Genomic DNA, 22,108 nt, shown 5'->3' with positions numbered 1-22,108 from the left:
GACAGCAGCCCGATCGCTTCTGTTCCAAATCACCCCTGTCACTGCCGGAGGTTCGGTCATGAAATCGCATTCCGTCGTGTGCATCTCGCTCGCTATCATTTTTTCGACCGTCCCCGCGTTCGCCCGCGGCGGCATGGGAGCGTCTCACATGTCCGAAAGGGGCGGTGCATTCGGAACGAGCGCCGCGGCGCCCGGTACGAATTCGCTCGGGACCGCGCTGGCAGCCTCGGGCACCGGCAGCCGCATGAAAGGAGCCCTGCTGGGCACCGACCCCGCCATCGACCGCGAGGAAGCCAAGGTCGACAAGATGATAGACTCGATCTGCCGAGGCTGCTGAACGAGTCGCCAGCAGGAGCCAGGCTAACACGGAATTTAATGGTCGCTGCCGATGTGCTACAGCTATCTCGCCTTTTACGGAGGTCTGCGAAACACTTATCCCCCGGAGCCCGGACAACGTGATGCCTAAAGTGCTGCTGATCGAAGACGATCAAGAAACGGCCAACGAGATCGCGGCCGAGCTGGCCGATCGCGGTTATGAAGTAGACCATGCGGCGACCGGAATAGAGGGCCTGGACAAGGCACGCGCGGCGAAAGCCGACGTCATGATCGTGGACCGGCTGCTCCCCGGCGTAGACGGCCTGACCATCGTCGAAGTGGCGCGAAAGGATCAGGTACGGACTCCCGTCCTGGTGTTGAGCGCGCTCGGCGCCGTCGACGACCGCGTGCGCGGACTGCGCGCCGGCGGCGACGACTATCTCACTAAGCCGTTCGCCATCGTCGAGCTGATCGCGCGGATCGAGGCGCTGTTGCGCCGGCCTGGGGACGACAGGGAGACGGTGCTGCGGGTCGGCCCGCTCGAGCTCGATCTTCTGGAGCGTCTCGTGAGCCGGGGGCCCCGCCGCATCGACCTTCTCCCGCGCGAATTTCGCCTGCTCGAATATATGATGCGCCGAAAGGACCAGCTGCTGACGCGGGGCATGCTGTTCGAGGAGGTCTGGAACTACAAGTTCGTTCCCGACAGCAATCTGGTCGACGTCCACATGGGACGCCTGCGTCGGAAGATCGATGCATCGGGCGAGGTCCCGATGATCCACAACGTCCGGGGAGAAGGATTCATTTTGCGTGCTCCTTCCTGAATTCGCCCGCACACCGACGTTTCGGTACATACTCTTCATCTTCGGGGCGTTCGCCGTCTGCGTCATCCTGATCGCCGGCTTCGTCTATTGGCAGACGTCGTCCTACGTGACATCGACCGTCGACGAGATCATCGTCGATCGCGCGAATGCGTTCGCTGCGCTTCCCGCCGACCGGCGCCTCGAGGCGATCAGCGGACAGATGGCTAACGATCCGCTCCGCGTGAAGCTGATCGGGTTGTTCGACGCCCAAGGGAGACAAGTCGCCGGCAATATCGACGTTCTCCCGCGAGGGGTCAGAGCCGACGAGCCGCGAGAACTAGTGATCGTACGGCACGACACACGGGGAGCCGAGGCGCAGGTAGCGCGTGCGGTCGCCCGCTGGATCGAAGACGGGCAGATCCTCGTGGTCGGGCGCGCGCTCGACCAGGTCACGCAGCTCGGGAGGACCATGGACCGCGTCCTGATCTGGGGCCTCATTCCCGCGCTCGCGGTCGGGCTCGTCGTAGGGGCGTTTCTCAGCATCCGGGCGCGTCAACGGGTTCAGCAGCTGAATGCACTGGTGCAAAGGATCGTCCTCGGGGATCTGAACCAGCGGCTGCCGACGGAGGGGGGCAAGAGCCCGTTCAACGAGCTTGCGATCCTTATCAACGGGATGCTGGACGAAATCGAGACGCTGCTGCGCAGCGTGGCCGGGGTCGGGGACGACATCGCCCATGACCTGCGAACGCCGCTGACCCGCGTCAGGGTGACCCTGGAACGCGCCCGCCAGAACGCAACCACCGTCGACCAGCTGCGCACAGCGATTGACCCGGCCATCGCCGGCCTCGATCAGTCGCTCGCGATGATCACCGCCCTGCTGCGTATTGCGGAGATCGAACACGGTCGCCGGCTGGCCGGATTCGGCGAGGTCGCGCTTCCCGAACTGGTGAGCGAGGTCGGCGATCTCTACGAGCCGATCGCCGAAGACAAACGCGTGACACTGACGGTCGACGCCGGCGGAGCGGGCCACGTGCGCGGAGATCGCGATCTCCTGTTCGAGGCCATCGCCAATCTCGTCGACAACGCCATCAAGTTCACGCCCGAAGGCGGGCGCGTCGATCTGCAGCTCTGCCGGGTCGGCGATGACGATGCCGTTCGCGTCAGCGATACCGGCCCCGGCATCGCGGCCGCCGAGCGTGACCTCGTCGCGAGGCGGTTTTTCCGTTCCGACAAGAGCCGTACCAAGCCGGGACTTGGACTGGGCTTGAGTCTCGTCGAAGCCATCATGAAGCTGCACGGCTTTCGGTTTACGATATCGGCCGGTCCGGGTTGCGTGGCCGAGATCGGGTTTCCGCGCACGCCTTCCTGAACCGGCGGCTACGCGCCGTCGCGGGCCGGAGGACGCCGTTTTTGCCGGACGTTTCAGGGCGTCTGCCCATAAATCCGAATTTAGATTCGTAGCTCCCAATTTAGTGGAGCCGGACCGTCGCTCCCGTATCTTCAATCCGAGACCAGGCGCCACGACGAACCGCGTTCGCCGATGCTGCGCCGTCCGGAAAGAAAGATAGGAGCCTTGGATGCGATCCGTGTTGACATTAGCTGCACTCGCGATGCTCTGCTCGGACCCGGCGAGCGCGCAAACCGCAGTCATGTCGCCGGGCTTGGGAGCCACGTCCCCGCTCGGCACCCTCGGCTCGAACGGAAGCAGCGGCACCGGCGGCATCAGCACCACCGTCCCGCTCGCCGCGACCGAGGTCGCCCCGGGCGGCCTGAGCCCGGCGCCCGCCTCGACCTGCAATTCGACCGGCGCGTCGACTGCAATGGGCAACAGGGGCTCCACCTCGACCTTCGACGGCGGCGGCATGAGCTCGATCTCGAGTTGCATCTCGAACTCTACCAGCACCACGACCGCTTCGGCTTCCGACGTTGCGAACTCGGCGGCCAGTCTGGTCGGCGGCACCATTCCGCTCGACGCCGTCGAGACCGCGGGCGCCGGTCTAAGCCCGATGGTTCCGGTGCCCGCGCCGAGCGTATCCACCATCTCGGGCGCGACCGCGCTCGGAACGAACACGCCTTGCATGGGCTCGGTCACGTCCGGGTCAGACGTCACCACGATGGCCGGATGCTGACACCACGGAGAAAAATCATGCGAAGATTGTCGATTGCTCTGATCGCCGGGCTCTTGGTCGCAGGCGGCGGCGCTCTCGCAGCAAGGCGACTGCAACACTCCGAACCCGTCCAGAACAGCACGGCCCCTCCACCGGTGCCCGTGGTCTCCGGAACAGTGCTCAGCCGCGAGGTGCCCATCTACCTGCGTGGCGTGGGCACCGTGATCGCGTTCAACAACGTCATCATACGCAGCCAGATCACCGGCCAGCTCACGAAGATCAGCTTCACCCAGGGACAGACGGTCAAGAACGGGGATGTGCTCGCGGAGATCGACCCGCGCCCGTACCAAGCTCAACTCGACCAGGCTATCGCCAATCGCGACCGCGATCAGGCCCAGGTCGAAAACGCGGAGGCCAATCTGAACCGATACACTCCGCTCGCTAAGAACGGCTGGGCGAGCACTCAGCTTGTCGACACCACGAAGGCGCAGGTCGCGCAGCTCCAGGCGATGGTGAAATATGACGAAGGCGTAATCGAGCAGGCCAAGACCAATCTCAGCTACACCCGGCTCACCTCGCCCATCGACGGCGTGACGGGCATCCGCCAGATCGACATCGGCAACATCATCCATCCGACCGACCAGAACGGACTCGTCGACGTCACCCAGATCCAACCGATATCGCTGTTGTTCTCTCTGCCGCAGACGGATTTCGTCGATATCAACCGGCGAATGGCCGACGGGCCGCTGAAGGTCCTCGCCTACGCCCAGGACGACACGACCAAGCTCGACGAAGGTCAGCTCGATCTCGTCGACAACCAGATTGTCCAGACCACCGGAACGATCCGCTTGCGTGCGAGCTTTCCGAACGCGAAACGCAACCTCTGGCCCGGCGAACTGGTCAACGCTCGCCTGCTGCTCGAGACGCGTCACGACGGCCTGACCCTCGCGGCGTCCGCGGTTCAGCAAGGACCCAAGGGCGCCTATGTCTGGGTGATCGGGACCGACCAAACCGTCCAACCCCGGCCCATCGAGGTTTCCGACCTCGGCGGCGGCAAGGTCCTGATCCGGACGGGCCTTCAGCCCAACGAGAAGGTCGTGCTCGACGGTCAGTACCGTCTGCAGCAGGGGGTGCGCGTGCAAGAGCTTACCGGCGACGCCGCCAAAGTAGCCGACCTGCAAAGCTCGGTCGAGGAGGCGCTCCCATGAACATCTCCGCACCCTTCGTCCACCGGCCGATCGCGACCGCGCTGCTCATGCTGGGCCTGTTGCTCGGTGGTCTCGTGACCTACCGGCTGCTTCCAGTCGCCGCGCTGCCAAACGTCAACTTTCCGACCATCCAGGTCACGGCTCAGCTACCCGGGGCCGATCCCCAGACCATGGCTTCGTCGGTCGCAACCCCGCTCGAGCAGCAGTTTTCGCAGATCCCGGGGCTGGTGCAGCTGACCTCGTCGAACGCTCTGGGATTCACCCAATTGACCGTCCAGTTCGCTCTCAACCGCAACATCGACAGCGCGGCGACCGACGTGCTGGCGGCGATCAACGCGGCCAGTCCCTACCTCCCGCAGGGCATTCCGTACCCCCCGACCATCCGCAAGGTGAACCCGGCGGAGACGCCGATCCTCGTCTTCGGATTGACGTCCGACACGCTGCCGTTGACGACGGTCGACGCCTACGCGGAAAACATTCTGGTGCCGAAAATCTCGCAGATCGCGGGCGTCGGTACCGTCGGCATCGGCGGCCAGCAGAAGCCGGCGATCCGGGTTCAGCTCGCCCCCCAAGCGCTTGCCAATCGTGGCATCGGCCTGGAGGACGTCCGCAACGTCCTGATGCAGGCCAATGTCGACCAGCCAAAGGGCACCTTGAACAGCCCAAAGCAGACCTTCACCCTGAATACCAACGATCAGTTGCTCAAGCCCGAAGCCTACAAAAGTCTGATCGTCGCCTACCGCAATGGCTCGCCGGTCCACCTCCGGGACGTCGGCAACGTCATCGAAGGGCCCGAGAACAATCTGCTGGCCGCCTGGTACAACAACAATCGCGCCATCATCCTGGCCGTGCAGCGTCAGCCCGGCGCAAACGTGATCGACACGGTCGATCGCATCCAGGGGCTGCTGCCGCAACTGCAGGCGTCGCTGCCGCCGGCCATCAAGATCAACGTCATTTCGGACCGGACCCAGACCGTTCGCGCCTCGGTCTCCGACGTGCAGTTCACGCTCTTGCTGACCGTGGCACTCGTCGTGATGGTGATCTTCGTCTTCCTTCGCAATTTCTGGGCGACCGTCATTCCCGCCGTCACCGTGCCGCTGTCGCTCATCGGCACGTTCGCCGTCCTCTACGAACTGGGGTACAGCCTGGACAATCTCTCCCTGATGGCGCTCTCGATCGCGATCGGCTTCGTGGTGGACGACGCGGTCGTCGTAATCGAGAACATCGTCCGCCACGTCGAGGCCGGCCTGACCCCGATGGAGGCCGCGCTGCAGGGATCGCGCGAGATCGGATTTACCATCGTGTCGATCACGCTCTCGCTGATCGCCGTGTTCATCCCCCTGTTCCTGATGGGCGGTTACGTCGGAGAGCTGTTCCAGGAATTCGCCGTCACCGTCAGCGTGTCGCTGGTCCTCTCTCTCCTGATCTCGCTCACCCTGACGCCCATGATGTGCGCGCGGCTTCTCAAGCACGACACCGGGAGGCATGGCTGGCTGTACATCCAGTTCGAGCGTGGGTTCGACGGGCTGCTCGCCGTCTACGCGCGCGGACTGAAGCTCGCGCTGCGTCATCGCCTGATCACTCTGATGACGCTGTTCTTGGCGATCGGCCTGACCGGTTACTTCTACGTCATCATTCCGAAGGGCTTCTTTCCGCAGCAGGATACCGGCATGATCACCGCGATCGCGGAAGCCGGCCAGGATATCTCGTATCCCGCCATGGTCGATCGCATGCAGGCTCTGATCGCTGTCGTGCTCAAGGACCCGGCCGTCGCTTCGACCGGCGCCCAGATCGGCGCTGGCGGCGCAACGGCCACCCTCAACGACGGCCGGATGTTCATCGCGCTGAAGCCCCTCGGCCAGCGGGATGTCAGCGCCGATCAGGTGATCGCGCGGCTTCGGACGAATCTCGCTGCCGTATCCGGGATCACCCTCTACATGCAGTCGGCGCAGGACATCATGGTGGGGGCGCGTCTGTCCAAGACGCAATATCAGTACACCCTGACGGACGCCGACTCGAACGAGCTGACGCACTGGTCCGCGATTTTCCTTGAGAAGCTGAAGGCAATTCCCGGCATCGTCGACGTCACCAGCGACGAGCAGAACGCCGGGCCGCGGCTCAACGTCACCGTCAACCGGCCGGTCGCGTCGACCTTCGGTATCCTGCCATCGAACATCGACAACACGCTCGACGACGCCTTCGGCCAGCGGATCGTCTCGACCATGTTCACGCCGCTCAACCAGTATCACGTCGTCATGGAGGTGAATCCGCGCTTCCAGACCAGCCCAATGGCACTACAGAGCATCTATCTTGCGTCTTCGACCGGACAAGAAGTCCCGCTGAGCACGCTCACGAACAGTGGCGTCACCTCGGCTCCCATCGCGATCAATCACCAAGGCATGTTCCCCTCGACGACGATCTCGTTCAATCTGCAGCCCGGCGCCTCCCTGGGCGGCGCGGTTACGGCGATCCACGATTTCGAGCAGCACAGTGGCAAGCCGGCTTCCCTGACGACCACGTTCCAAGGCAACGCCAGCGCCTTCCAGTCGGCGCTGGGCGGCGAACTGATCCTGGTCCTGGCTGCACTGGTGGTGATCTACATCATCCTGGGCGTGCTCTACGAAAGCCTGATCCATCCGATCACCATTCTCTCTACCTTGCCTTCTGCCGGGCTTGGAGCGCTGCTTCTGTTGATGGCCGTGCACATGGACCTGAGCGTGATCGCGATCATCGGAATCATCCTGCTGATCGGTATCGTCAAGAAGAACGGCATCATGATCGTCGATTTCGCGCTCGAGCTCGAACGGACGGAAGGGGCGGACTCCGAGACATCGATTTATCAGGCTTGCGTCCTCCGTTTCAGGCCGATCCTGATGACAACCATGGCGGCTCTGCTCGGTGGCGTGCCGCTGATGCTTGGAACGGGCAACGGGGCCGAAATCCGCCAACCGCTCGGATATGCCATCGTCGGCGGCCTGCTGCTTTCGCAGCTGCTGACCCTGTTCACGACCCCGGTCGTCTATCTCTATCTCGATCGGCTGCAGCACCTCGTCCGGCGCGCATCGGCGCGAGCGCCCGAAGCCCGCCCTGCGCCGGGCCCGGCGTAACACGCTCGCAGCTTGGCCGAGCCCACCCCGACCTCGCAGGTGGATGGCGTTGACGCCGCCGGATCTGGTGCGCGGAACGCTCAACCTCGGCGATGCCGCAATGAAAGCCCTGCGTCGGGACTTTCGGCCGGTCGTGCGCTGACCCTTTGGGCTTGGAATGTTCGACAGCCCGGGGAGTGCTCCAGTCGAGGTCGACGGCTGGCGCGCTTTCCGCACTTGCCCTTCGAACGGGCCCGTCCGTCGAAGCACGAGGGTCTCCGCTAAACGCAAATTTAGACAGTTAAAGCCCTATTTAGTGGCTTGCCGATCGCCTGCGCTCCTACTGTCCCTGTTCCGGATTCAGAACATCGGAGCTGTACGATGCGGGTCACCAACGTAACTGCCGCCACGCACCGTTTCGGAACAGACAACGACCATTTCAACGGCTACGCCTCTGTCGTCAGAAGATTCGGGATGCTCGAGTCGGAGCACGAACAGGAGCTTGCGCGGCGTTGGAAAGAGAGCAGAGACCAGGACGCCGTCCATGCCCTGGTCACCAGCCATCTGAGGCTCGCCCACAAGGTCGCGAGGAGCTACCAGGGATACGGCCTGCCGCTGGCCGACCTCATGGCCGAGGCGAGCGTCGGGCTGGTGCTTGCGGCCTCGAAATACCAACCCGATCGCGGCTCGCGCTTTTCGACTTACGCGGCCTGGTGGATCAGAGCCAGCATCCACGAGTACATCCTTCGCTCATGGTCGCTGGTCAAGATCGGGACGACGGCGGCCCAGAAAAAGCTGTTCTTCCGCCTGCGCGGAGAAAAGCGGAGGCTAAAGAGCGACGCAGTAGGCGTCACGCCCGAGCTCGCCGAGCAGATTGCGCGAAGTCTTGCGGTTACTCCGCGCGAGGTGATCGATATGGACTGTCGCTTGAGCGGGGATCTGTCGCTCAACTCGCCAGTCAATCGAGAGGAAGGTATCGGCGAGTGGCAGGACATGCTGCAGGACGAGGCGCCTAACGCCGAACTCCTTCTTGCGGACTCCGAAGAAGGCACGCAACAAGCCGACGCCATGCATGCCGCAGTCAACATGCTCACTGGGCGGGAGCGTCGCGTGCTCGTGGCACGCCGTTTGACCGACGACCCTCCGACACTCGACCAGCTTGCGCGCGAGCTTTCGATTTCGAGCGAGCGCGTACGGCAGATCGAGGTTTGCGCTTTCATGAAGGTCAAGCGAGCAGCGAGGCACGCTGTTGCGAGAGAGAATTGCCAGTCCACCGGATGCCATGCTCACGCGCGATTGAAATAGCGTGAAGATAATTGCATTTGGACGGCCGCGTCCGTTCACACTTCTCTTGAGAAGCCGACTGTCTTGGCTTCCCACATCCAACAAGAGAGAAATCAATGAGCAAGCTCAAAATCGTTTCGGCCGCGCTAATTGCGACGGCAGTATTGGCTTCGCCCGCAATCGCCCGCGAGAGCCAGGCCGCCGCACGGCACTTTGCGGTCAATGTCGAACGCGACGGCCCAACCGCACCTCGCGATATCGAGGGGCGCCTCTGTGTCCCCGCACCCCGTGTGGCCGCGTTTGCCACGGCGCCTTGGACCGGCAACAACGTTCCCTGCGAACCGGGCACGTAATGACAGTAGTGCCACGCGCTGATGCGGACGTTCCGAGCTCGGCCTTCAGACTCCCGCACGGATGACCCACAGGGCCAAACTGAAAGACGCAAAACCGGTCGGGTTGCTGGCGATAAGCCGCAGCCCGGCTGGCCTTTTACCCGCTGGCTTCTGATGTCTCCTACTCCGGTATCGTTCAGTTCACCGATGCGGATGGGGCCGACGTCCATACCCCGACGCCAGTCCTGACCTGCGAGCCGAACGCCGAGGTCGGCCGCGTCCATCCCGAAGCGATGCCGGCGATCCTGACCGCGGCCGATGAATACGACGTCTGGATGCGCGCACCCCGGGCCGACGCCAAGCTGCTGCAGCGGCCGCTTCTGGACGGCGCGCTCAAGATCGTCGCGAGCGGCGAGATAGAGGCCCCTGCGCTGGCAGCTCTAGGTTTTCGCGACGGAACTCGGGGACAAGCCACAGCTCCCCTGATTCCGAATCCCTGGTCTGTGTTAGCAGCGCGGAACGCGGTCGGACGGCAAGGATTCGTCCGAGGACGGAGCGAGATCCCGATGCTGATGTTCAAGGAAAGGTGCCCGGCGATCCGGACGCTGCGCGGCTGGGCAATCTCCGTGCTGCACGAAACTGGCGCCATCCGCGAATGCGAGGAGCACGGCTGGGAAAGGTCAGGCACCCGTTCTTCAAGGGACTGCGTGATGATCTTTGACCGGGCTCGTCGATTGATCCGGCCAATGCGAGCTTGGCCGCCGGCCCAGCCGGGGCACGCCGTCACGGCCCGGCCCGACGCCGCGCCCCCGTAGGGAACGGGCGGCAGAGCAGAAATTTTTGATAATTCGTATTTCAAGGATTCGTGTGTCTTCAAGGATTCGTTTTTCAAGGATTCGATGTCGAAGGAATCGGATTTCAATTCCCAAGGATTCGATTTCAAGGCGTTCGGAATTTTCAAAGGATTCCTTCGCCGACCTTGCCGAGAGCCCACCCGCAGTGCCGCGCCGCCCGCCCGGCCTCGCACGATCTCCTCGAGATCGGCCGGCGAGAGGCATCTCCGCCGGACCAGGCGAGCCCAGTGACACCGTGCCTGGCCCGCTCCCAGCTTGATCGCTGTTTGGACCGCGGTCGCTCTAACGGGATCGGCCTTGAATGAGGCCACCAACGGCCTTCGCTATCTCGTTCCGAATCCAGGCGTGCGCGGGCTGGTTGTCCAGCCTGCGAAGCCAGACCATCGTCGTTTCAATGGACTTGGGATGGCGTGCCAGCTCCCGGTATGTCAGCTCCCGGGACCGAATTATCTCAATGGCAACCCTCCGGGGCAGCACGCACACGTAATCCGCAGTCGCGAGAATGCGCGCGGCGGACAGAATGGGAGCCCGTATTCCGATCTGCCGCTTCGGCCTGAGGGAGGGGCTTTCGGTCCCCATTGTCTCGCCCCCGAATTGAGCGGACGAAATTTCCAATTGCCTCGTAGTGGCGAGCGCCTCCGAGGAGACTGGGTCACCTTTGGAAAGTGGATGGTCCCGACGCATGACCGCGACGAATTCGTCTTGGAGCAGCCGCGTGCGCGAGAAACGCTCGGCCTTGAGATCGGACGCACCGACCGAGAAATGCAATTCGCTTCGATCGAGAAGATCCAGCACGTTCAGGGTTCCGCTAGGGCGGAAATCCAACCTCACCCCGGGGGCAAACTTGCCGACGTTCGCCACGATCGGAGCGACGAGCACGATGGCTGCATAGTTGTCGACGGCGATGTTGAACGACTGAGTTGCCGTTCCGGGGTCGAATTCATCCGGTTCGAGGGCTTCCTGCAGACCGTCGATGGCCGCTCGGACCGGCGCTGCAAGTTGTTCCGCACGAGGTGTGGGCACCATGCCGAGCGGCCCCCGGACGAACAGTTCGTCCTTCAGCATGTGGCGAAGGCGCCCCAGCGCGTGGCTCACGGCGGGCTGGCTAAGGCTCAGGCGCTTTCCCGCCCGCGTCGTCGATCTTTCCCGCATCACGGCGTCGAAGACGACCAACAGATTGAGATCGATGGATGCGAGACGGGGAGCCGACTTCTTCAATGGAGGCACCGTAATTCAAATTAGACATGTCCGAATGGTGAGAATGCATTATCCTAATACCGTATGCAACGTTATCCTGGAGATTGAGTGTGAACCCAGCGCCGGTACCTGATCGAGCCAGTCCTCGATCCGTTCCGACGTCGGCAGGAGATTCGAATGCTCGGAATCGTGCGGCTCGCCTTGGCGCGGCCTTATACGTTCGTGGTGATGGCCGTGCTGATCACGATCTTCGGCACGACCGCCGCACTGCGCACCCCGACGGACATCTTCCCCAACATCAATATTCCCGTCGTCAGCGTCGTGTTCAGCTATACCGGATTGCCCGCCGATGACATGGCCGGCCGCATCGTCACCTTCTACGAACGCTCTCTGCCCAACAGCGTCAACGACATTGAGCACATCGAATCCCAGTCGATCGCCAACTACGGCATCATCAAGATATTCTTCCAGCCGACCGTGAACATCAACGCCGCGTTGGCGCAGGTCAACGGTATGTCCCAGACCGTGCTGAAGCAGATGCCGCCGGGGATAACGCCGCCGTTGATCCTATCGTTCAACGCTTCGAGTGTTCCGATCCTGCAACTCGCGCTCTCCAGTCCCCAGATTTCGGAGACGCAGGTCTACGATTCCGCGCTCAACTTCATCAGGCCGGCGTTGGCGCCCGTTCCGGGCGCCACGCTGCCGCTGCCGTTCGGCGGCAAGGTGCGGCAGGTGCAGGCCGACCTCGACCAGCGGGCGCTCCACCAGTATGGCGTGTCCGCGAACGACGCCATAAACGCGCTGTCCCTGCAGAACCTGATCACGCCGGTCGGAACGCAGAAGATCGGTTCCTACGAATACACGGTGAACCTGAACGACTCGCCGAAGGCGATCGAGGCCTTCAACAATCTGCCGGTCAAGACCGTCAACGGCACGGTCATCTACATGCACGACGTAGCCTACGTTCACGACGGTAACCCGCCGCAGACCAACGCGGTCCGCGTCAACGGAGCCAGCGCCGTTCTGTTGACGGTCATGAAGGCCGGCGTGAGCTCTACGCTCGACATCATCAACAACGTCAAGGCGTTGTTGCCGTCAATCTCGAAGACGCTCCCGAGCAGTCTCAAGCTGACGCCGGTGGGCGACCAGTCGGTCTATGTCACCGACGCCGTGTCCAGCGTGGTCAAGGAAGGCATCATCGCCGCAGTCCTGACCGGCATGATGATCCTGTTGTTCCTCGGCAGCTGGAGGTCCACGCTGATCATCACGATCTCGATCCCTCTGGCCATCCTGGCAGCGCTGGCGGGTCTCTCGGTGCTCGGAGAGACCATCAACGTCATGACGCTCGGCGGGCTTGCGCTCGCGGTAGGCATCCTGGTCGACGACGCCACCGTCACGATCGAGAACATCAACTGGCACATGGAACAAGGCAAGGCCATCGAGCCGGCCATCCTAACCGGTGCTCGCCAGATCGTGGTGCCGGCGACGGTATCGCTGCTCTGCATCTGCATCGCCTTCGTTCCGATGTTCGGACTGGGCGGTGTCGCCGGCTATCTGTTCCGGCCGCTCGCCGAAGCCGTGATCCTGGCCCTCGCGGCCTCATACGTGCTGTCGCGCACACTGGTGCCGACGATGGCCAACTATCTGCTGCGCCATCAGCAGATCCAACACGCCGGCGAGGGCGCCGGCGCGCCGCCATCACGCAATCCTTTCACCCGATTCCAGCGCGGCTTCGAACGGAGGTTCGAGGGTGTTCGCGCGCGCTACCGCGGCCTGCTACAGCTTTGCCTCGCCAACCGCGTCAAGGTCATCGCCGGCTTCCTGATCTTCAGCGTCCTGTCGTTCGGACTGGCGCCATATCTTGGACAGGACTTCTTTCCGACGGTGGACGCCGGCCAGATCAAGCTTCACATCCGCGCCCCCACGGGGACGCGGATCGAGCAGACGGTCAGTCTCAGTGACAAGGTCAGCGCCGAAATCCAGAAGATCATTCCGAAGAACGAGATGGGAGGCATCGTCAGCAACGTCGGTCTCAGCGTCAGCGGCATCAACATGGCCTACAACAATTCCGGCACCATCGGTGTAGGCGACGCCGACATCCTGATCAGCCTCAATCCCAATCACGCGCCGACCGACGACTACATCAAAACCATGCGGGAGAAGCTGCCGCAGCAATTCCCGGGCACGTCCTTCGCGTTCCTTCCCGCCGACATCGTCAGCCAGGTGCTGAATTTCGGCGTGCCGGCGCCGATCGACGTGCAGGTTGCCGGCAGGGATCTGGTCGCCGATCGCACCTACGCCAACGCGCTATTGTACCGGATCAAGGCGATCCCGGGGATTGCCGACGCGCGCATCCAGCAGGCGTTCCAACAGCCGACACTCGACGTCAACGTCGACCGGTCAATGGCCTCGCTGGCGGGGCTCAGCGAAAAGGACGTCGCGACAGCCATGCTCACGACGCTGTCCGGAAGCTCCCAATCCTCGCCGACCTACTGGCTGGATCCGAAGAACGGCGTGTCGTATGCGGTCTCGATCCAGACGCCGCAGCGCGACATCGACACCATGGCGGGCCTAAAGAACATTCCGGTCACCTCGGCCACGGGAGCGAACACACAGTTGTTAGGCGGCATCGCCGACGTCGCGCGCAGCCGCAGCGATGCCGTGGTTTCGCACTACAACGTCACGCCGGTCATCGACATCTACGCCATGCCGCAAGGCCGCGATCTGGGTGCGCTCGCCGCCGATATCCGGAAGTCCATCGAGGCGACCGCAAACGGCCTCCCGACGGGGGCCAGCGTGGCGCTGCGCGGCCAGGTGAGCACGATGACGAGCGCATATCAGCAGCTCTTCGTCGGGCTCGCCGCCGCCATCGTGCTGATCTACCTCCTCATCGTCGTCAACTTCCAGTCCTGGCTCGACCCTTTCGTCATCGTGATGGCGCTGCCCACCGCGCTCGCCGGCATCGTCTGGATGCTGTTCGGCACGGGCACGACGTTGTCGGTTCCCGCGCTGACCGGCGCGATCATGTGCATGGGTGTCGCGACGGCAAACAGCATCTTGGTGATCAGTTTCGCGCGAGAGCGGATGGCGGAGGGCGCGGGCGCCTTAGAGGCGGCCACCGATGCGGGAAGCTCGCGCTTCCGACCCGTGCTCATGACCGCGCTTGCGATGGTCATCGGCATGCTGCCGATGGCGATCGAGCCAGGCCAAAACATGCCGCTCGGGCGTGCGGTGATCGGAGGCCTGGTCTTCGCGACCTGCGCCACGCTTTTTCTGGTGCCGACGATTTTCAGCCTGGTGCACGGCGGTCGTGGACGCACCTCGCCCGAGATTACATCAACGGATTGAGCGGAGCGGCCGATGTCGACAGATGGCGTTAATATCCCCCGAAAACGAAGCCTGATGACTGTTGCCGGTGCCCTCGTTGCACTGGCGGGGATCATCGCGGGCTACGGCTTCACTAGCCGGGCACAGAGCAAGCAGGAGGTCGTGGACTGGACCAACCGGCAGACCACCGCAACGGTTTCGCTGGCGTCGTTCATTCCGGCGCCGGCGAACCAGACGCTGACACTGCCGGGCAACGTCCAGCCCTTCAACAAGGCCGCGATCTACGCGCGGGTGAACGGCTACCTCAAGAGCTGGGAACACGACATCGGAACGCCAGTCAAGGCCGGCCAGGCGCTGGCGAACATTGATGCGCCCGATCTCGACCAGCAGCTCAGCCAGGCCAAGGCGACGTTAGCAAGCGTGCGCGCCAATTTGCAGATCGCGAATCTGACAGCCTCGCGCAACAATGTCCTGCTTCAGAAGCAGATCGTCGCGCAGCAGCTCGCCGACCAGACCGACGCTGACGCCAAGGCGAAGGAGGCCGTCGTCGATGCCAACGAGGCCAACGTCAAGCAGCTCGAGGCGATGCAGTCGTTCAAGACGCTGACGGCTCCCTTCGACGGCATCGTAACGGCGCGCAACGTCGAAATCGGCATGCTGATCTCCTCGGGAGGCGCAGGACAGCCCCTGTTCGAGGTCTCGGACCTTCACAGAGTCCGCATCTACGTCCAGGTGCCGCAGTCCTTCTCCGCCGGGCTGAAGCAGGGAATGGCCGCCCCCTTCGAGATGCCGCAGTACCCCGGTGTCCAGTTCGACGCGACGCTGTCGCACATCTCGAAGTCGATCAACAGCACCTCCCACAGCATGCAGGTCGAGCTGCAGGCCGACAACGCGGATGGCAAGTTCTTCGGTGGCGCCTACTGCAACGTGCACTTCCAGATTCCATCGGATCCCAACCATCTCCGGCTGCCGTCAACGGCGCTCGTCGTAAATAACAAGGGCGCAAAGGTTGCGGTCCTCGATGCCGACAACAAGGTGGTGCTGAAGAGCGTGCTGCTTGGCCGCGACTTCGGCGACAGCGTGGAGATTCTTGCCGGTCTCACGGGATCCGATCGCGTCGTGAACAATCCTCCGGAGACGCTCGCGAACGGCGATCTGGTCCAGGTCGCCGGCGCGCCCGCGTCATCTTGATGTTCGGATGGAGATGGTCATGAGCAGCTCGACTGCGCATACAACTTCCGGACGCGACCCGAGGCTTGACCTCTTTCGGGGTCTGGCCAACTGGGCCATCTTTCTCGACCATACTCCGCATGAGATCTTGAGCTGGTTGACTGTACGAAATTACGGGTTCAGCGATGCTGCAGACCTGTTCGTCTTCATCTCCGGGTATACGGCCGCCCTGGTTTTTCTCCGGATCTTACGCGAAAAAGGCTACGGGGCGGCGGCTGCGAGGATCCTGAAGCGGGTGTTTCAGCTCTACGCAGCACACCTTGGCGTCCTGCTCGTCTACGTCTGCGCGATCCTCTGGGTATCATACGTTTCCGGGGATCCCGACGACGTCTACCAGTTCAACGTCGCCGCATTCACAGAAGCGCCGCTCCGCGCGGTGGGGCACGCGCTCCTGCTGACATACAAGCCCGTCAACCTGGACGTGCTGCCCCTCTACATCGCGTTGCTGGCCGCGTTCATACCTGGTATGTGGCTGCTGGCGAGGAATCCGTCGCTCGCCCTCGCCCTTTCGCTGGGTTTGTACCTCGCGTCCCGCAGCTTCGGCTGGAACCTCCCCGGCGTCGCGGCCGGGGTCTGGTTCTTCAACCCTTTCACTTGGCAATTTCTCTTCTTCCTGGGTGCATGGGTCGGCTTCGGAGCAGCGCGACCGTTCGAGTCGATCCTGCGATCGGACGTCGTGTTCTGGATCGCGCTCGGGGTGCTCGGGTTGACCTTGGCGATCGCCTTGAGAGCTCAATTCGGGGTCCTACCGGCTTGGATCCCCAATCCCTTCGACCCCGCACACAAGACAAATCTCGCGCCGTCGCGGATCGTCCATTTCGTGGCGCTGGCCCTCGTAGCCAACAATCTGCTGCGGCCGGATTCGTCGGTTTTGCGCTGGCGCGCGCTTGCGCCGATGATCGCCTGCGGCAAGCGTTCGCTTCCGGTGTTCTGCTCCGGCGTGGTGCTTTCGTTCTGCGCACACTCCCTCATCGAGTTGGGCTCGAACGCATTGTGGGTGCAGCTGACGGTCGGCTTGGCTGGGTTGGCTCTCATGACGACGGTCGCCTACGCCTTGGCTGGGAGGATCAAGCCCATGGCGCTGCGAACAGGGTGAACGGCATGAATCTGGCGTGGCCCATTGTGACGGCTGCCTTTCTCGCTTCGCTGGTGGAAGCGGTCGAGGCTCTCACGATCGTCCTGGCGGTCGTCACCATAAGGGTGTGGCGGCCGGCAGTGATCGGACTGTTCGCTGGCCTGTGCGCTCTGTCCGGGATCGTCGTTCTATTCGGACCAGCGCTGGATCGAATTCCGGTGCACCTGCTCCAGTTCGTCATCGGAGTCTTCTGCTCTTGTTTGGCCTTCGATGGCTGCGGATGGCGATCTTGCGCTCAGCCGGTCTAATCGTTTTGCATGACAAGGAGGCGGCGTTCGCGGCCGAGACCTCCCAGCTGCAAGGACTGGCTGATCCAAGCGAAGCCAGGCTCGACAGGATCGCGTCACTCACGGCTTTCAAGGCGGTTCTGCTGGAAGGATTGGAGGTCGTCTTTGTGGTCGTCGCCCCTGGGTACTCAGAAAGGGATGTTCGCTTCTGCAGCCGCCGGAGCGATCGCAGCCTGCAGCGCAGTTCTGCTGCTTGGTCTGGCAATCCATCGTCCGTTAGCTCGCGTTCCCGAAAATGTGCTCAAGTTCGTCGTGGGAGTTCTGCTGTCCGCCTTCGGCGTGTTTTGGACGGGGGAAGCACTTGGCGTCGCCTGGCCGGGGGCCGATCTCGCCGTCATCGCTTTAGCGCGGGTTTTTCTCGGCGCCGGCTGCGTGACCGTCGTCCTGAAGATGCTGTTTCTGGCCGGAACGGTACTTGCGTTGGGGTGTCCGGTAGTGCTCGTTTTGAATACACTGAGAGCCGCGAGGGTGCGCCGGCAAGTTGATAAAGGCGGAGATCCGATATGAGCTCGCGTCGAGCAACGCCAAACCGTCGCATGGACGCTCCAAATCGCCGCAATCCACTTGATGCGGATCTGACCATCCGTTCCGCACGGCAAGAAACCACCAGACAGCTTGCGTGGGAGATCGCTTCAATCAATGCCTATCTGGAAGAAATCCATCAGATCTGCGCAAGCGCGCTGGGCTTAACCTATTCGCAATTTAGCCTACTCGTGGCCCTGTCCATGGGCGACGGCGTTGCTATAAATGCTATTGCGAAAATGCTTCACGTCGAGGCGTCTTTTGTTACGAACCAGTCAAAAGCGTTGGAGAAAAGGGGATTGCTGCACCGAAGACCCTGTTCAACAGACAGACGCGTAGTTCGGTTGTCGCTCTCTGACAAGGCTTATCGGCAGCTCGGCGATCTCGTCGAACAACAGGCCGCTCTCGATGAATTCATCTTCCGGGAGTTCGCGGCACCGGAAAAGTCGAGCTTTATATCGATGTTGGCAATTCTCAAGCGGCGTATTGAGAAAGTCCGGCATAGAGCAGCGCTCGATTGCTTGCCTACGGCTACGAATTGCGGACATGATATTACGGCGTCCGGATACTCATCATCGGAGGAGCCACCCGATGTGCGGCGCCCTTCTCAGGGTCAACCGAAACCTCAGGGAGGCTAAGATCGAACTTGAGGCCCAACTCGGTGCGTTATCACGAAGTTGGACCATCTTCATCGCGTAGATGCCTTCAAATCCTGGATGCTTCGGGCCGACCAGCATGCCCGCCGGGGCGCTGTGGAAGAAGGGTCACACAAGCAACGATGAGCGCCGCCAGGATTGCCGTCGCAGTATAACGGCTGAATGCCATTCCGCCATTGGCCACCGGCTTGTCGAGCAAATCGCCGAGTGTGGCTCCGAGAGGCCGCGTTAGAATGAAGGCAACCCAGAATAGTGCAGTGCGCGACGCAGAGGTAAAGTAGTAGGCCGCTGCGCTTATGACGAGTCCGGCGCCGAACACCAATGCTCCGCCTTCGTAGCCAAGACCGTTGGTATCGGCCATCCAGTCGCCGAGCGCCGTTCCGAGCGTCTGCGAGAAGAGGATCGAAGTCCAATAGAAGACTTCGACGCGCGGGGTCGAAACAGTGTTGACCGAGATCGATCCTTCCGACCGGTACCACACGACGAGCGAGATCATCAGAAGCGCGAACAGAAGCGAGGATCCCCCCGGATAGCCGATGCCGAGCGAACGATCCGCCAAGTCCGCCATCGTCGTGCCGGCCGTGGTCGTGGCGATGACCACGAACCAGTATAGGAAGGGATGGAACTTCCGGACCGATATCTGGCCAGCGACCGAGATCAGGAAAATCCCTACGAAGATCGCGCTGCTCACCGCGTATCCCAGATTCATGGACATGGATACGGCGTCGCCGCCGGTTTCGCCGAGCGTCGTCGCGAGCACCTTGATGATCCAGAAGATCACCGTTACTTCCGGAACCTTGCTCTCTACAATACCGTCTTTCATCCGGATTCCTTCTTGAGGTGGTGCGGCCGGCACATCGCATGGTGACGGCCGGTGACGAAGACCGACGGGCCGCGATCGCGCGGGTCGGCGGGGGGTCACGCCTTCATGGAGTCCATGACGGACAGGAGATCCGCGAGCGCCTTTTTGCACTTGGCGGTATCAGGATTGGTTTCGCGGACGGCTTCGAGTGCTCGGTCGATGGCCTTGTCGACTGTGTGCCAGTCCGCCGCCGCGCGCGGCTTCAAACCGGCTTCCGCTTCGTCCCACTTGGTCTCAAGATCCTTGATTCGTATCTTGGCGCCAGGAAGGTCGCCCTTGTCGACAAGTGCTGCGACTTCGGCAGCGATGTTGCGGAATGGCGTCAGATCTCCGAGCTTGGACTGTGCGGCTTCCGCGCGGGGCAGAAGAAGGCCGTCCCTGTAGGGAGCCGATTGGCCAGTCGCGAGGGCAAGGATTGCCGCAGCACATGCGATCGCAGTCTTTTTCATCTTGTCAGTCCTCGTGGTTGGTCTGGTCGAACCTTCGAAAAAGGGAGTCAGTTGCTTGGGAGGGTCTGGGTTTTGCTGACGCGCTCTCCTTCAAAAGAGAGCCACGCGACCAGGGCGATGATGACGGTCAGAAAGGCGAGGCTGGTGTAGATCGTGCCGAGGCCGAGACCGCCATAATCTCGGGATTGCGAAAGGAGGTCGCCCAGCGAGGCGCCGAGGGGACGGGTCAAAATGTAGGCGACCCAGAAGGTGAGCACTGCGTCGACACCAAGTGCGTACGCGCCCGCGACGGCCGCGATTAGCGCGGCGAAAGCCAGGACACCGACGTTGAAGCCAAGTCCAAGCGCTTCGGTCGCGAGATCGCCGGCCGCGGTGCCGAGCGCAAAGGTGAAGAGGATTGCCGCCCAGTAGAAGAGCTCACGCCGAGTCGTGACGATCGTATGGATCGACAGCGTCCGCTCGACCGCGTACCAGATCGCGAAGGTGGCGGCTAGAACGACCGCGAACGCCGCCGTACTGATGTAAAGGCTGACCTCCAGCTTGTCCGAGAGAAAATCGGTGATCTGCGTGCCAACGACGCTGACCAGCACCACGGTCAACCAGTAGATCCACGGCACATAGCGGTTCATACTAAGTTGGACGACGAGGGCCACCGCAAGCAGGCTCGCCATGAGGAGACCAGTCAGCGTCGTCCCGAGGCCGACGTGAACGGCGAGATAGTCCGCGCCGGTCTCGCCGACAGTGGTCGACATGATCTTGATGATCCAGAAGATCACGGTGACTTCGGGGACCTTGTTCAGCATGTTGCCGATGCGTTTGTTCCCAAGCACGTCGATTAGTCTCCTGTCTAAGATCGGCAGGGCCGCTATTAAGGATCAGCTTGCACATGCAGACTTAGCTCCGGCTTAGGCAGGCGTCCGCAGGCTGGCTCTGGTGGCCCTAAGTCCTGCCTAAGTCGGCAGGGTCTACCCTCCGAGGGAACCTTCGAGTTGGAAGACGGCATTCTTCGCCTTATGCTCGCCTTCTGATCACCGCTGCAGCGGCGGCGGAAGCCGCGATGCGAAGGCCACGCGGGCGGGACAGTAAAATTTCTCGGCCGACGAGGTTGTTGAATCGATGCGAGTGCTCCTGGTCGAGGACGACAGGATGATCGGCGCCGCAGTGGTGGAGGCGCTGAAGGACGCCGCTTACGCCATTGACTGGGTTCAGGATGGCGAACTGGCCATGGAAGCCATCCGCAGCGAGACCTACGAAATCGCGCTTCTCGATCTTGGTCTGCCGGGTCTCGACGGGCTCGACGTGCTGAAGCACATTCGCGCCAGCAGTCGCTTGCCGGTGATCATCCTCACCGCTCGTGACGCATTGACGGAGCGCATCCGGGGCCTCGATCTCGGGGCGGACGATTACCTCGTGAAGCCTTTCGAGGTGGGTGAACTGCTGGCGCGCATGCGGGCAGTGACGAGGCGAGAGGGCAGCGGCGCTTCGCCAGTCCTCGGCAACGGTAAGCTCCAACTGGATCCTGCGACCCGTGAAGCGTCGTGCTCGGGAGAGAAGTGCGTGCTCAGCGCGCGGGAATTCGCGCTGCTGCAGGCACTTCTCGCGCGACCCGGCGCGATCCTGTCCCGGAGCGAACTCGAACGCCACATCTACGGCTGGAGCGAGGAGGTCGAAAGCAACGCGGTGGAATTCCTGATCCATACCGTGCGCAAGAAGCTCGGCGCCACGGCGATCAGGAATGTCAGGGGCGTCGGGTGGATGGTGGACCGGCCATCATGACCAGGTCGCTGCGCGGACGCCTATTCACCGGCCTTACCGCGATCATCGTGCTCACGGGCGCTGCCGGCGGCACATTGGCATACCTTTGGGCCTACAACGAAGCCATCGAAATGCAGGATTCGGTCCTGACCCAGATCGGGGCGTTCGCGATGAATGCATCGACTAGGCAGAGTCAGCCCGTCGGAGGCGTCGACGCAGAGTCGGAAGTGGTCCTGCTCGAGCTCGGCCCGATCCCGCGCGGGTCGGCGGATGATCGCAGGCTTTGGAGCCTGCATGATGGCCTTCACAATGACGTACGCCAAGGCCGGCCGGCCCGCGTGCTGCTCCGAACGCGCCCGGACGGCAGCCGGTTCGCCGTGGCGCAAGGGGACGAGATTCGTTCGGAAATCGCCGGCGATATGGCGATCCGGACCTTGCTGCCGATCGCCGCGCTGATCCCCTGCCTGCTGCTGGTCACGGCACTGGTAATCGGTCGATCCTTCCGCCCTGTGGTTCGCCTGGCCGAAGAGTTGGACGTCCGCAGGGCCGACGACCTGCGCATGCTGCCGGCGGAGAGCGCACCCAGCGAGCTGCAGCCATTCCTAGCCTCGATAAACGGCCTGCTCGAACGAATCCGGGCCATGATGGAGCAGCAGCGGCGGTTCGTGGCGGATGCCGCTCACGAACTTCGCACACCAATC

At 62.6% G+C, this 22,108-nt stretch carries 18 protein-coding genes and 2 pseudogenes; 16 read left to right on the top strand and 4 right to left on the bottom strand.

The genetic code is table 11. From position 1 onward, the window contains the following. Positions 1 to 58 precede the first annotated feature (58 nt). From IVB32_RS27000 to IVB32_RS26960, 9 genes and pseudogenes are all read left to right on the top strand, one after another. A complete protein-coding gene (locus tag IVB32_RS27000; protein ID WP_247411879.1) occupies positions 59 to 337 on the top strand; it encodes a hypothetical protein in 279 nt (92 codons plus the stop codon). A gap of 121 nt (positions 338 to 458) precedes the next feature. Continuing rightward, positions 459 to 1,136 (top strand): response regulator transcription factor, encoded by a 678-nt coding sequence (locus IVB32_RS26995; protein WP_247411876.1) that lies wholly within the window; start codon positions 459 to 461, stop codon positions 1,134 to 1,136. Between the two features lie 220 nt (positions 1,137 to 1,356). Next, positions 1,357 to 2,484 (top strand): ATP-binding protein, encoded by a 1,128-nt coding sequence (locus IVB32_RS26990; RefSeq protein ID WP_247411874.1) that lies wholly within the window; start codon positions 1,357 to 1,359, stop codon positions 2,482 to 2,484. A gap of 208 nt (positions 2,485 to 2,692) precedes the next feature. Continuing rightward, on the top strand, positions 2,693 to 3,244 hold the full coding sequence (locus IVB32_RS26985; RefSeq protein WP_247411872.1) for a hypothetical protein: 552 nt from the start codon (positions 2,693 to 2,695) through the stop codon (positions 3,242 to 3,244). 17 nt (positions 3,245 to 3,261) lie between these two features. After that, a complete protein-coding gene (locus tag IVB32_RS26980) occupies positions 3,262 to 4,431 on the top strand; it encodes an efflux RND transporter periplasmic adaptor subunit (protein ID WP_247411870.1) in 1,170 nt (389 codons plus the stop codon). Continuing rightward, positions 4,428 to 7,538, top strand: a complete 3,111-nt coding sequence (locus tag IVB32_RS26975) for an efflux RND transporter permease subunit (RefSeq protein WP_247411867.1) — start codon at positions 4,428 to 4,430, stop codon at positions 7,536 to 7,538. The genes IVB32_RS26980 and IVB32_RS26975 overlap by 4 nt, the downstream gene beginning before the upstream one ends. Before the next feature lie 300 nt (positions 7,539 to 7,838). Next, the gene (locus tag IVB32_RS26970; RefSeq protein ID WP_247411866.1) at positions 7,839 to 8,822 is read left to right on the top strand and encodes an RNA polymerase factor sigma-32; all 984 of its coding nucleotides are present in this window, start codon (positions 7,839 to 7,841) and stop codon (positions 8,820 to 8,822) included. A 95-nt stretch (positions 8,823 to 8,917) separates the two neighbouring features. Next, complete coding sequence (locus tag IVB32_RS26965; RefSeq protein ID WP_247411864.1) at positions 8,918 to 9,154, top strand: hypothetical protein; 237 nt, start codon at positions 8,918 to 8,920, stop codon at positions 9,152 to 9,154. A 224-nt stretch (positions 9,155 to 9,378) separates the two neighbouring features. After that, positions 9,379 to 9,546 (top strand): annotated as a pseudogene (locus IVB32_RS26960) (SOS response-associated peptidase); the annotation flags it as partial. A 723-nt stretch (positions 9,547 to 10,269) separates the two neighbouring features. Here the strand turns inward: IVB32_RS26960 and IVB32_RS26955 are convergent. Continuing rightward, positions 10,270 to 11,205 carry a LysR substrate-binding domain-containing protein gene (locus IVB32_RS26955; protein ID WP_247411860.1) on the bottom strand — a complete coding sequence of 312 codons (936 nt, stop codon included), beginning with the start codon at positions 11,203 to 11,205 and terminating at the stop codon, positions 10,270 to 10,272. A gap of 156 nt (positions 11,206 to 11,361) precedes the next feature. On the opposite strand from IVB32_RS26955, the gene IVB32_RS26950 reads away from it, so the two are divergent. The 5 genes from IVB32_RS26950 (at position 11,362) to IVB32_RS26925 (ending at position 18,323) form a co-directional block, all read left to right on the top strand. After that, a complete protein-coding gene (locus IVB32_RS26950) occupies positions 11,362 to 14,532 on the top strand; it encodes an efflux RND transporter permease subunit (protein WP_247411855.1) in 3,171 nt (1,056 codons plus the stop codon). A 54-nt stretch (positions 14,533 to 14,586) separates the two neighbouring features. Then, on the top strand, positions 14,587 to 15,702 hold the full coding sequence (locus IVB32_RS26945; protein ID WP_247411852.1) for an efflux RND transporter periplasmic adaptor subunit: 1,116 nt from the start codon (positions 14,587 to 14,589) through the stop codon (positions 15,700 to 15,702). Between the two features lie 19 nt (positions 15,703 to 15,721). Further along, a complete protein-coding gene (locus tag IVB32_RS26940; RefSeq protein ID WP_247411848.1) occupies positions 15,722 to 16,837 on the top strand; it encodes an OpgC domain-containing protein in 1,116 nt (371 codons plus the stop codon). A gap of 464 nt (positions 16,838 to 17,301) precedes the next feature. Next, positions 17,302 to 17,670 (top strand): hypothetical protein, encoded by a 369-nt coding sequence (locus IVB32_RS26930; RefSeq protein ID WP_247411845.1) that lies wholly within the window; start codon positions 17,302 to 17,304, stop codon positions 17,668 to 17,670. Then, the gene (locus IVB32_RS26925; RefSeq protein ID WP_247411842.1) at positions 17,667 to 18,323 is read left to right on the top strand and encodes a MarR family transcriptional regulator; all 657 of its coding nucleotides are present in this window, start codon (positions 17,667 to 17,669) and stop codon (positions 18,321 to 18,323) included. Before IVB32_RS26930 ends, IVB32_RS26925 begins: the two co-directional genes overlap by 4 nt. Positions 18,324 to 18,390: 67 nt before the next feature. Here IVB32_RS26925 and IVB32_RS26920 read toward each other — a convergent pair whose 3' ends face one another. The 3 genes from IVB32_RS26920 to IVB32_RS26910 form a co-directional block, all read right to left on the bottom strand. After that, positions 18,391 to 19,164, bottom strand: a complete 774-nt coding sequence (locus IVB32_RS26920; protein WP_247411839.1) for a hypothetical protein — start codon at positions 19,162 to 19,164, stop codon at positions 18,391 to 18,393. Between the two features lie 95 nt (positions 19,165 to 19,259). Continuing rightward, positions 19,260 to 19,652 carry a hypothetical protein gene (locus IVB32_RS26915; RefSeq protein ID WP_247411837.1) on the bottom strand — a complete coding sequence of 131 codons (393 nt, stop codon included), beginning with the start codon at positions 19,650 to 19,652 and terminating at the stop codon, positions 19,260 to 19,262. A gap of 47 nt (positions 19,653 to 19,699) precedes the next feature. Beyond that, positions 19,700 to 20,455 carry a hypothetical protein gene (locus tag IVB32_RS26910; RefSeq protein WP_247411932.1) on the bottom strand — a complete coding sequence of 252 codons (756 nt, stop codon included), beginning with the start codon at positions 20,453 to 20,455 and terminating at the stop codon, positions 19,700 to 19,702. Positions 20,456 to 20,768: 313 nt separating this feature from the next. On the opposite strand from IVB32_RS26910, the gene IVB32_RS26905 reads away from it, so the two are divergent. Both IVB32_RS26905 and IVB32_RS26900 read left to right on the top strand, forming a co-directional pair. After that, on the top strand, positions 20,769 to 21,428 hold the full coding sequence (locus IVB32_RS26905; protein ID WP_247411836.1) for a response regulator transcription factor: 660 nt from the start codon (positions 20,769 to 20,771) through the stop codon (positions 21,426 to 21,428). Beyond that, positions 21,425 to 22,108: pseudogene (locus IVB32_RS26900) on the top strand (histidine kinase); the annotation flags it as partial. The gene IVB32_RS26905 and the pseudogene IVB32_RS26900, both read left to right, overlap by 4 nt.

Source organism: Bradyrhizobium sp. 23 (assembly GCF_023073295.1).
GTDB classification, from domain to species: Bacteria; Pseudomonadota; Alphaproteobacteria; order Rhizobiales; family Xanthobacteraceae; genus Bradyrhizobium; species Bradyrhizobium canariense_D.
Note: the sequence above shows the minus strand (reverse complement) of the source record. Positions and strands in the feature narration are given on the sequence as shown.

Coding starts and splice junctions, on each gene's coding strand:
- IVB32_RS27000 (WP_247411879.1), top strand. CDS start 59: ATGAAATCGCATTCCGTCGTGTGCATCTCGCTCGCTATCATTTTTTCG.
- IVB32_RS26995 (WP_247411876.1), top strand. CDS start 459: ATGCCTAAAGTGCTGCTGATCGAAGACGATCAAGAAACGGCCAACGAG.
- IVB32_RS26985 (WP_247411872.1), top strand. CDS start 2,693: ATGCGATCCGTGTTGACATTAGCTGCACTCGCGATGCTCTGCTCGGAC.
- IVB32_RS26980 (WP_247411870.1), top strand. CDS start 3,262: ATGCGAAGATTGTCGATTGCTCTGATCGCCGGGCTCTTGGTCGCAGGC.
- IVB32_RS26975 (WP_247411867.1), top strand. CDS start 4,428: ATGAACATCTCCGCACCCTTCGTCCACCGGCCGATCGCGACCGCGCTG.
- IVB32_RS26965 (WP_247411864.1), top strand. CDS start 8,918: ATGAGCAAGCTCAAAATCGTTTCGGCCGCGCTAATTGCGACGGCAGTA.
- IVB32_RS26950 (WP_247411855.1), top strand. CDS start 11,362: ATGCTCGGAATCGTGCGGCTCGCCTTGGCGCGGCCTTATACGTTCGTG.
- IVB32_RS26945 (WP_247411852.1), top strand. CDS start 14,587: ATGACTGTTGCCGGTGCCCTCGTTGCACTGGCGGGGATCATCGCGGGC.
- IVB32_RS26940 (WP_247411848.1), top strand. CDS start 15,722: ATGAGCAGCTCGACTGCGCATACAACTTCCGGACGCGACCCGAGGCTT.
- IVB32_RS26930 (WP_247411845.1), top strand. CDS start 17,302: ATGTTCGCTTCTGCAGCCGCCGGAGCGATCGCAGCCTGCAGCGCAGTT.
- IVB32_RS26925 (WP_247411842.1), top strand. CDS start 17,667: ATGAGCTCGCGTCGAGCAACGCCAAACCGTCGCATGGACGCTCCAAAT.
- IVB32_RS26920 (WP_247411839.1), bottom strand. CDS start 19,164: ATGAAAGACGGTATTGTAGAGAGCAAGGTTCCGGAAGTAACGGTGATC.
- IVB32_RS26915 (WP_247411837.1), bottom strand. CDS start 19,652: ATGAAAAAGACTGCGATCGCATGTGCTGCGGCAATCCTTGCCCTCGCG.
- IVB32_RS26910 (WP_247411932.1), bottom strand. CDS start 20,455: ATGCTGAACAAGGTCCCCGAAGTCACCGTGATCTTCTGGATCATCAAG.
- IVB32_RS26905 (WP_247411836.1), top strand. CDS start 20,769: ATGCGAGTGCTCCTGGTCGAGGACGACAGGATGATCGGCGCCGCAGTG.